We start from the raw sequence: 8683 nt of genomic DNA, 5'->3' as shown, positions 1-8683 counted from the left end.
GTTTGAATTGACTGTGCTGAATCCGAAGATTCAATGGTCACTTCGTTTCATTGAAACCTAAATTGTTTCCGAAGAAACTATTTGGATTATCATCAACGAGTGCCCACACAGATTGATAGGTTTATATTGTTAAAGAGCTTTTCTAACTTATCCAGCAACTTAGTTGCTCGTCGTTAGGGGTGCGTATCTTACTCCGCACCGTGAGAGAGTCAAGCATTTTTTCAAATTTCTTTTTCTCTCACTCCCGACTCGCTGTGTGACTTTCGTCTCACTCCGTGTCGGTGGATGCGCAGTATAGGGAGTTGAGAAATTAGTACAAGCGTTTTTTGCAAAAAAACTTTCAACAGGTCATTAGTTAGCCAAAAGCGTGATATTTGCATATTTCTTCGTCACATTTGAGACATATCACAGCAATTGGTTGGAAAAACACCAACCATATACGTAAGATTCATGTGTCTATTCTGTTAATGGACAATCGATCTCTTTATCACTATGTGTAGTAATTAAAATGACGTCTAAAAAAAATCTGATTTTATGTGCTGGGCTGGCCGTCGTTGGGGGAATCGTCTTCTCTCAAGTCACTATCCCACCAGCCTTGAGTTTTCTCATTGGTGTTATCGCTACTGCTTTTTTATTTTCATTTTCTAGCCAGACACCTTCTATTCAATCAACGGACTCGGATCCATCGACTAAAACTCTGTATGTAGGCAACCTTCCTTATAAGGCCAATGAGAGTCACGTTCGCGATTTGTTTGCTGAATATGGACAGGTCTATGCAGTACGCTTAATGAAAGATAAGCGCACTGGAAAAAGAAGAGGGTTTGGTTTTGTCGTGATGGCTGCGGCAGATGCCAAGCCAGCTATCGCTAAACTTAATGAAAAGGAATATATGGAAAGAACGCTAAAAGTGAGAATTGCGAACGATCCTAAACACCCGGATGGTGGTAAACCAGAACAGGATTAAAACCTAGCTTCTTTAAACAAATGTTCAGTGCATCTTCCTGCCAAGGAGTTGCACTGGCATAAATCGACTTACTTCCCTCTTCCGTATCCTCAATTTCATCACTTAATAGTAATGCTTTTACTCGACGTGCAATGGCTGCACCCGAATCAATTAAAGTAACGTCCCCACCCAAAGCTTGATGAATTTCCTCTTTGATTAAAGGGAAGTGAGTACAACCGAGCACCGCAACGTCTACTTTATCGCGAAGCGGAAGCAGGATTTTTGTCAGTTCGTCTAGAGAAACGCTGTTGCCTCGCAACTTCTCTTCGGCCATATCCACCAAGCGAGTTGATCCCAACAGCTCAACTGGTTTGCCTTGCGCAAAGTCTCGTATTAACTCGTGAGTATATTGGCGTGTTACTGTCGCCGGAGTGGCGATCAGCCCTACCCCTTTTGATGCCAAAAGCGATGCGGGTTTAATCGCAGGGACAACACCAACAACGGGAATCGATAGATTTTCACGTAAGGAAGGAAGCACTATGGTGCTTGCCGTATTACAAGCAATGACAACAATGTCGACTTGGTGTTCTTCGACTAATGAAGAGACCAGTTGGTTAACTCGTGAAATGAGTACCGCCTGATCGAGTTCACCATAAGGGTAAGCCTGATTATCGAATAAGTATAAGTAGTCAAGATGCGGCAATAGGCGATGTATCTCTTGGAATACAGAAAGACCACCAACACCGGAGTCAAAAACTAGGACTTTTTTCTTACTTGCTACTCGCACGAGCCTTACCTAAAGAACAGAAACGTTGCGATCATACTGCTTAGATTTGTTTTGGCAATGCTTTAGCATGGTATCTTTGATGGCTGAATCTATCTCCAGATTCTACATCTCGCTTCGTTAGCTCGATATGCCCTTGAAAAGACGGCGAAGACGTGACCAGTGTGTGAAATTCACCATTTTCCCCACAGGGATCAATTTGACTTGGTAATGACTCTATTAGGACTTTGTCATACCAGCGACCACACCACTCTGGAGGGAGAACACTTCCGTCGATGGTGATCAACATCGTTTGAATACCACGCTCTATGATTTCCATCGCTAGTTTGTCGCTGCTCTCCCCTAATAGCGGAAAGACGCACTCCCAGCCAGCAGGTTCAATATAGCTGCGTCGGTACTCGGCAATGCCATTGCAAAACATATCGCCAAATGCGACAGCTTCTATGTTCAGACCACTACTTTGTAATGCATTAACGATGGTCGATTGATAAATGTCGTTACTCGGAAAGACTTCAGGCAGTTCGATAGTAATGAGCGGAAGCGCAAGTAAGTCTGCTTGCATTTGTACAACGTCAAGCGGAGTTGCTTGGAAAGGGACTTCTTTCCCTACGTAAGTCGTGTACAAACCGACAACTTGATAATTTGGATTCTCGTTAAGGCGCTCAAGCGTTAATGTCGAATCTTTACCGCTGGACCAACTGATCACCACTTGCTTAGGTTTCGTCATTCGATTTTCCACCACAAAATATTAAAAACCGCCCGAAGGCGGTTTGTGTTCATTCACGATTAGAATTCGTAGCCAACGTTTAGATAGTACGCTCGCTCCGCGGCAGGGTAACCTTTTGCCATCTCATACTCTTTATCAAATAGATTATCGATACGAGCGCTAATAGAGGTCGACTCATTCGGATAGTAAGTCACAGCCGTATCAACCAACGAGTAAGAAGAAAGCGTGATATCTTGTGAAGGCCAAGTGCTGTAATCCACATCTGGTCGGTTACCTACATACTGATAGCTAACCGACCAGTCCACTTTATCGAAGCTCACTAAAGCGTTCCACTTATACATTTCTTTAGCGCGGCGCTGCAATTGATGCCCTTTATCGTCTTCAGCATCTTTGTAATCCGCACTCAACTGGTGCTGCACAATCCCTGTATCAAACTCAGCAACAAGCTCCACACCTTGGATATGTGTTTCACCATCGACATTCAAATATTTGTATGTGGTTGGATGGTAATCGATAAGATTCGTGATTTTATAGTCATAACCCGTTACGGACCAAAAAACGCCTTGGACATCACCGCTGAATGCTAGCTCCCAAGCATCTGACTCTTCCGGCTTAAGATCTTTCTCACCGTACGTTGGGTCATACTGTTGATATAGGTTTGGAGCCTTAAACGCAGTACCAAAAGAAGCTTTAACCCCAAACTCTGGCACAAATTGGTAACCAGCCGCTAAACTGTAAGTGAACTCACTACCGTATTCTTCGTTATCATCCAAGCGAGCACTGCCCTCAAGCATTGCTTTATCAATACTAGTGGTTGCCATACCAAACAGAGCGCCATTGGTACGATCAAACGTTTTATTCGCACTCTTGTCTTTGTAAGATTCGTTGCGCCAATCAATACCACCAGCAAACGTCGTATTGTTGTTTAACAAGTAACTGTTGGTCCACTGGACATTTTGCTGTTCAAGTTCATCTTCAGTACCTGAGTGTTTGCCTTTTGCTTGCTCATAGTTCCAAGACTTCTGTTTCTGTGCCGTTACTTGTAGTTCTGACATCACGTTACCAGACTGATACTTACCGCCCAGAGTGGCAGAAAGGTCGTCTTTTTCTGCTTCGTAATAACCGCGACTGCCGTAGCTGCTGTCATATTGATAAACATTTTCGTAAGCACGTAGGTTACCAAATACAGACCACTGGTCATTGAAGTTATGCACGTAACCTAGCAGACCATTCTTTGTATCAAAGCCATGGCGATCGCCGTCATTAACTCCCGGTACAGGACGAACGTTATAGCCATCATCACTTTCACTACCAAGCGCGATATTCAGTTGGCCGCTCTCTGTGACTTTAATGCCAGATGCCACACTCAATTCTTGGTAATCTAAGCTACCTAAACCAGCGCTTAACTTCGTTCCTTCTTCGTCAGCACGCGCAATGGTGATGATATTGATCACGCCACCAATCGCTTCTGAACCATAAAGTGACGCACGCGCACCACGCACGTACTCAATCCGTTGAACGTAAGTAAGTGGGATTTGGTTAAAGTCCACAGCGCCCTTCGCTGCTCGCGCAAAACGTACGCCATCAACCAGTACTAGAACTTGGTCGGAACTGGTACCACGAACAAATAAAGACGCTAACTGACCACGACCACCATTTTGTGAAACTTGAATCCCCGTAAGACGGCGCAACACATCTGGTAGGGTTTTCGCTTGAATGCGATCAATGTCTTGTCGAGTAACCACTTCGACATCTGCCAACGTACGGCTTTCGGCTTGCTCAAAACGGTTTGCAGTAACAACGATGGTTTCGTCAGTGGAGGTTTCTTGGGCCTGTAGATAAGAGACAGGTGAAAGCAGCGATGCCAAAGTGATCGCCAGTGCGGATTTTCTCATTGTATTGTCCTAAATCGCGTAATTCCTTCCGAGCCCTGTCATCATGACAGTCCAGTGCTGTGGCTCAGTTGTTGGCAGGTATTCGGACTCAAGAGCACGGGTGTACCGCCTACTTGCTCGACTTCCCACATAAACTAATGCAGTGTCTGATGAGCGTTCGTTCTCTTTTACCGCTGCGCGTCAGTTCTGGATTCACACCAGATTCCCATTTCAGCCATCTAGATTGCTAGATAACACCAACTTGAGGCAAATATTATTCAGCTATTGATTATTTGTCCAGCCAATATTGCCCTTATAAGTTGTAACGTTTTGATTGATTTTGCTTTCTACTCTGTCTGTACGCACTATCTTTAAATCAATTCCAGTACAAAACTGGACATCCTATTGAGATTGAATAAAATCTGCGCTCTTAAATTGAATGCACCATAAAAGGTAAGATCATGGCTACTCTTGATGTAAATCCACAACGCTACCAAGAACAACTGGCTGAAAAAGTCGAACGTCTCACGGATATGTTCGCGCCATACAACATGCCAGAACTGGAAGTGTTTGAATCACCAGAGCAGCACTACCGCATGCGTGCTGAGTTCCGTGTTTGGCATGAAGGCGAAGATCTTTACTACATCATGTTCAACCAAGAAACTCGTGAGAAGTACCGTGTTGACCAATTCCCTGCAGCAAGCCGTCTGATCAACGACCTGATGCCGCTATTGGTTGAAGCGATGAAAGACAACGACTCACTACGTCGTAAACTGTTCCAGGTGGATTTCCTATCGACACTAAGTGGTGAGATTCTGGTTTCACTGCTTTACCATCGCCAACTTGATGAAGAGTGGATTGAAAACGCGAAAGCCCTTAAACAGCGTTTAAATGATGAAGGCTTCAATCTAAATATCATTGGTCGTGCTCGTAAGATGAAGATTGTCCTAGACCGCGACTACGTTATCGAGAAGCTCGATGTAAATGGTCAAAGCTACATCTACCAACAAGTAGAGAACAGCTTCACTCAGCCGAACGGCAAAGTCGCAGAGAAGATGCTGGAATGGGCGGTCGACTGTACCCAAGAAAGCACTGGTGACCTACTAGAACTTTACTGTGGTAACGGTAACTTCTCGCTGGCCTTGGCACAGAATTTCGACCGCGTCCTGGCAACTGAGCTAGCTAAACCATCGGTGGTATCTGCACAGTACAACATCGCTGCCAATAAGATTGATAACGTACAAATCTTACGTCTATCAGCAGAGGAATTTACTCAAGCGATCGAAGGTAAGCGTGAATTCCGTCGTCTACAAGATGCAGGTGTGGATCTGAAGAGCTACAACTGCAACACGATTTTTGTCGATCCACCACGTGCTGGGATGGATGCCGATACTTGTAAAATGGTGCAAGGTTACGAGCGCATCATGTACATCTCTTGTAACCCTGAGACTCTAAAAGAGAACTTGGACATTCTATGCGAAACACACAACGTGACGCGTTTTGCTCTGTTTGACCAATTCCCTTATACCCACCATATGGAAGCGGGCGTGCTATTGGAACGCAAAGCGTAACCCACCGCGTCAAATACAAAAAAAGCGAGCTCAATGGCTCGCTTTTTTTAATTTGATTCGTTTTGCTTATTCCGCAGAAGTCTTCTTGCTGACAAAACCTAGCTTCTTACCAATCCATGCGAGTAAGATCATTGAAACCATGATCGCAAAGAAGTTTGAGCCTGCTTCTGGGTATTGCGCTTTAATAAACGCAGAGTGACCAAACGCACCTACGAAGAAACACGCCAAGCCAACTAATGGGATATCTTCTGATACCGGATTATTTAGGTACTCTTGGTAAAGAGCTTGTACAGCCAGTACGAGTGCAATCAATGGGAAGATTGAAAACGATACTTCACTCATGGTCAACCATGACAACAAAGCATCACCACACATACCTGCAACCAGTGCCAAAATCAGCGTTTTCTTTTCAGATTTATTTCCATTCGACATTATTCTATCCCGCCTTTTAATCGGTTACGTTCACGTTCTTTGCGATACCAATAGGCCCCTTTGGCTATCATTCGCAATTGCATGATCAATCGCTCGGCGAGTTCATCGCGCTCACGTCGATCTAAATCTAAAGCTTCAGCCCCCGAACTGAAAACCAAAGTCACAGACGCTTCTGCTTGAGTATACGCCTCTTCTCTGGTCACGCCGGTGCTCATTAAATACTCGGTTAATTCTGCCGCAAAATGCTGGATTTCTCGAGCAACAGCGGTACGAAATTCAGCAGAAGTGCCGGAGCGCTCACGCAACAACAAACGAAAAACGTTCGGACTACTTTCAATGAATTCCATAAAGGTTTCGACCGAGGTACGAATTACGCTACCTTCTTTCACAATACGTTGACGCGCCTGACGCATCAGTTGACGTAGTAGCAAACCGCCTTCATCGACCATAGTTAAGCCTAGCTCATCCATATCTTTGAAGTGGCGGTAAAAAGAAGTCGGTGCAATCCCTGCCTCTCGGGCGACTTCTCGCAAGCTAAGGCTGGAAAAGCTGCGATCCGCACTTAATTGACTAAATGCCGCATCGATCAATGATCGACGTGTCTTCTCTTTTTGCTGTGCGCGGATTCCCATCGATTTCATTCTTAACTTGCTCTTTTTCTGTAGGGTACAAGAGCCTCAATATAACGCAATTTGCTCCTACGGAGAAAGATATGTTGCTTCGCTCGCTCTGAGCGCGGAGAACGTTACTATTGGCATGCATCTAATTGCAATGTTCTCGATGCAATTTATAGACATACAACATACCAAATCATCCTTTTGTTCGATTCTGCGTGATCACTTCCACTCTCTAACAGGCATTACGTGTACCAATAGAGTAAATGAGTTAAAATCGCGCTAAAGCAATGTTAAGCAAATATAACAAGGAAGGCATCATGGCGCATGTTAATCACTATGACGTGATCGTAATCGGTAGTGGCCCTGGCGGAGAAGGGGCTGCAATGGGATTAACCAAAGCGGGACTGAATGTTGCCATTGTCGAGAAAGAAAGCAGTGTCGGCGGCGGTTGTACTCACTGGGGTACCATTCCATCAAAAGCACTGCGTCATGCCGTTAGCCGCATCATCGAATTTAATAGCAACCCGCTATTTTGCCGAAACAACACCAGCGTTCATGCAACATTTTCTGACATTTTAGGTCATGCCAAGTCGGTCATTGATAAGCAAACTCGACTTCGTCAGGGCTTTTATGACCGTAACTCATGCACACTTTTGTTCGGGACCGCGCGATTTATCGATAACTACTCTATTGCAGTGATGCAAAGCGATGGTACAGAAGAAATCTATTCTGCGGATAAGTTTGTCATCGCGACGGGTTCTCGTCCGTATCAGCCTAACGACGTTGATTTCTTGCATGAGCGCATCTACGACAGTGATTCCATTTTGAGCCTGAAACACGACCCTCGCCATATCATCATTTACGGTGCAGGCGTTATCGGTTGTGAATACGCTTCTATCTTCCGCGGCCTTGGAGTGAAGACTGACCTTATCAATACCCGCGACCGCTTGTTGGAGTTTTTGGATAACGAAGTGTCAGATGCGCTGTCTTATCACTTCTGGAACAGCGGTGTGGTAATTCGTAATGATGAGACCTATGAAAAAATCGAAGGCACAGAAGATGGCGTGATTATTCACCTACAATCTGGCAAGAAGATGAAGGCGGACTGTTTGTTGTATGCGAATGGTCGAACAGGTAACACCGATAAGTTGAATTTGGGTGCAGTGGGTCTGGAAGCGGATTCTCGCGGACAACTAAAAGTAAACCGTAACTACCAAACCGATATTGAGCACATTTACGCTGTAGGCGATGTCATCGGTTACCCTAGCCTTGCAAGCGCCGCTTATGACCAAGGGCGATTTGTCGCACAAGCCATTACGAAAGGTCAGGCAGAAAACTATCTGATTGATGATATTCCAACAGGTATCTACACCATCCCAGAGATTAGCTCTGTGGGTAAAACCGAGCAAGAGCTAACAGCTGCGAAAGTACCGTATGAAGTAGGACGCTCTTCCTTCAAGCATCTAGCTCGTGCACAGATCGCAGGGAAAGACATCGGCAGCTTGAAGATATTGTTCCATCGTGAAACCAAAGAAATTTTAGGGATTCACTGCTTTGGCGAACGTGCCGCGGAAATTATCCACATCGGTCAAGCCATTATGGAGCAAAAAGGCTCAGCGAATACCATCGAGTATTTCGTCAATACCACCTTCAACTATCCGACGATGGCCGAAGCGTATCGTGTCGCTGCGTTGAATGGTTTGAACCGCTTGTTCTAATCTATGCTTCTTGATAG

At 44.9% G+C, this 8683-nt stretch carries 8 protein-coding genes and 1 riboswitch; of the genes, 3 read left to right on the top strand and 5 right to left on the bottom strand.

Features of this window, described 5'->3' with window-relative positions; genetic code table 11:
* Positions 1-508: 508 nt before the first annotated feature.
* Positions 509-964, top strand: a complete 456-nt coding sequence (locus tag NL644_RS22365; protein ID WP_031780357.1) for an RNA-binding protein — start codon at positions 509-511, stop codon at positions 962-964.
* Here NL644_RS22365 and murI read toward each other — a convergent pair.
* The 3 genes from murI to btuB are packed head-to-tail and all read right to left on the bottom strand — an operon-like array spanning position 927 to position 4349.
* Positions 927-1730, bottom strand: a complete 804-nt coding sequence (murI, locus tag NL644_RS22360) for a glutamate racemase (protein ID WP_046874611.1) — start codon at positions 1728-1730, stop codon at positions 927-929. The two genes, NL644_RS22365 and murI, sit on opposite strands and share 38 nt — an antisense overlap.
* Before the next feature lie 40 nt (positions 1731-1770).
* Positions 1771-2454, bottom strand: a complete 684-nt coding sequence (locus NL644_RS22355) for an ATPase (RefSeq protein WP_114324091.1) — start codon at positions 2452-2454, stop codon at positions 1771-1773.
* A 59-nt stretch (positions 2455-2513) separates the two neighbouring features.
* Positions 2514-4349, bottom strand: coding sequence for a TonB-dependent vitamin B12 receptor (btuB, locus tag NL644_RS22350; protein ID WP_253658810.1), 1836 nt, complete (start codon positions 4347-4349; stop codon positions 2514-2516).
* A gap of 55 nt (positions 4350-4404) precedes the next feature.
* Positions 4405-4605: riboswitch (cobalamin riboswitch) on the bottom strand.
* Positions 4606-4789: 184 nt separating this feature from the next.
* On the opposite strand from btuB, the gene trmA reads away from it, so the two are divergent.
* Complete coding sequence (gene trmA, locus NL644_RS22345; RefSeq protein WP_012841302.1) at positions 4790-5899, top strand: tRNA (uridine(54)-C5)-methyltransferase TrmA; 1110 nt, start codon at positions 4790-4792, stop codon at positions 5897-5899.
* A gap of 66 nt (positions 5900-5965) precedes the next feature.
* Here the strand turns inward: trmA and NL644_RS22340 are convergent, their stop codons facing one another.
* Entirely contained in the window at positions 5966-6331 is a 366-nt protein-coding gene (locus NL644_RS22340; protein WP_005378634.1) for a YijD family membrane protein, read from the bottom strand.
* A complete protein-coding gene (fabR, locus tag NL644_RS22335; protein WP_005378632.1) occupies positions 6331-6972 on the bottom strand; it encodes an HTH-type transcriptional repressor FabR in 642 nt (213 codons plus the stop codon). The genes NL644_RS22340 and fabR overlap by 1 nt, the downstream gene beginning before the upstream one ends.
* Positions 6973-7235: 263 nt before the next feature.
* Between fabR and sthA the strand changes: the two genes are divergently transcribed.
* The gene (sthA, locus tag NL644_RS22330) at positions 7236-8666 is read left to right on the top strand and encodes a Si-specific NAD(P)(+) transhydrogenase (RefSeq protein WP_005389689.1); all 1431 of its coding nucleotides are present in this window, start codon (positions 7236-7238) and stop codon (positions 8664-8666) included.
* The last annotated feature ends 17 nt before the right edge of the window (positions 8667-8683 follow it).

Origin of the sequence: Vibrio sp. Y10_XG_PY6 (genome assembly GCF_024181795.1) — a bacterium.
In the GTDB taxonomy this organism is placed as follows: Bacteria; Pseudomonadota; Gammaproteobacteria; order Enterobacterales; family Vibrionaceae; genus Vibrio; species Vibrio diabolicus.
The sequence above is the reverse complement of the archived record's forward strand: the minus strand, read 5'-3'. Positions and strand labels throughout refer to the sequence as shown.

What these genes read in the sequence shown, in the direction of transcription:
- NL644_RS22365 (WP_031780357.1), top strand. Translation starts at nt 509, where the DNA reads ATGACGTCTAAAAAAAATCTGATTTTATGTGCTGGGCTGGCCGTCGTT.
- NL644_RS22355 (WP_114324091.1), bottom strand. Translation starts at nt 2,454, where the DNA reads ATGACGAAACCTAAGCAAGTGGTGATCAGTTGGTCCAGCGGTAAAGAT.
- btuB (WP_253658810.1), bottom strand. Translation starts at nt 4,349, where the DNA reads ATGAGAAAATCCGCACTGGCGATCACTTTGGCATCGCTGCTTTCACCT.
- trmA (WP_012841302.1), top strand. Translation starts at nt 4,790, where the DNA reads ATGGCTACTCTTGATGTAAATCCACAACGCTACCAAGAACAACTGGCT.
- fabR (WP_005378632.1), bottom strand. Translation starts at nt 6,972, where the DNA reads ATGAAATCGATGGGAATCCGCGCACAGCAAAAAGAGAAGACACGTCGA.
- NL644_RS22340 (WP_005378634.1), bottom strand. Translation starts at nt 6,331, where the DNA reads ATGTCGAATGGAAATAAATCTGAAAAGAAAACGCTGATTTTGGCACTG.
- sthA (WP_005389689.1), top strand. Translation starts at nt 7,236, where the DNA reads ATGTTAAGCAAATATAACAAGGAAGGCATCATGGCGCATGTTAATCAC.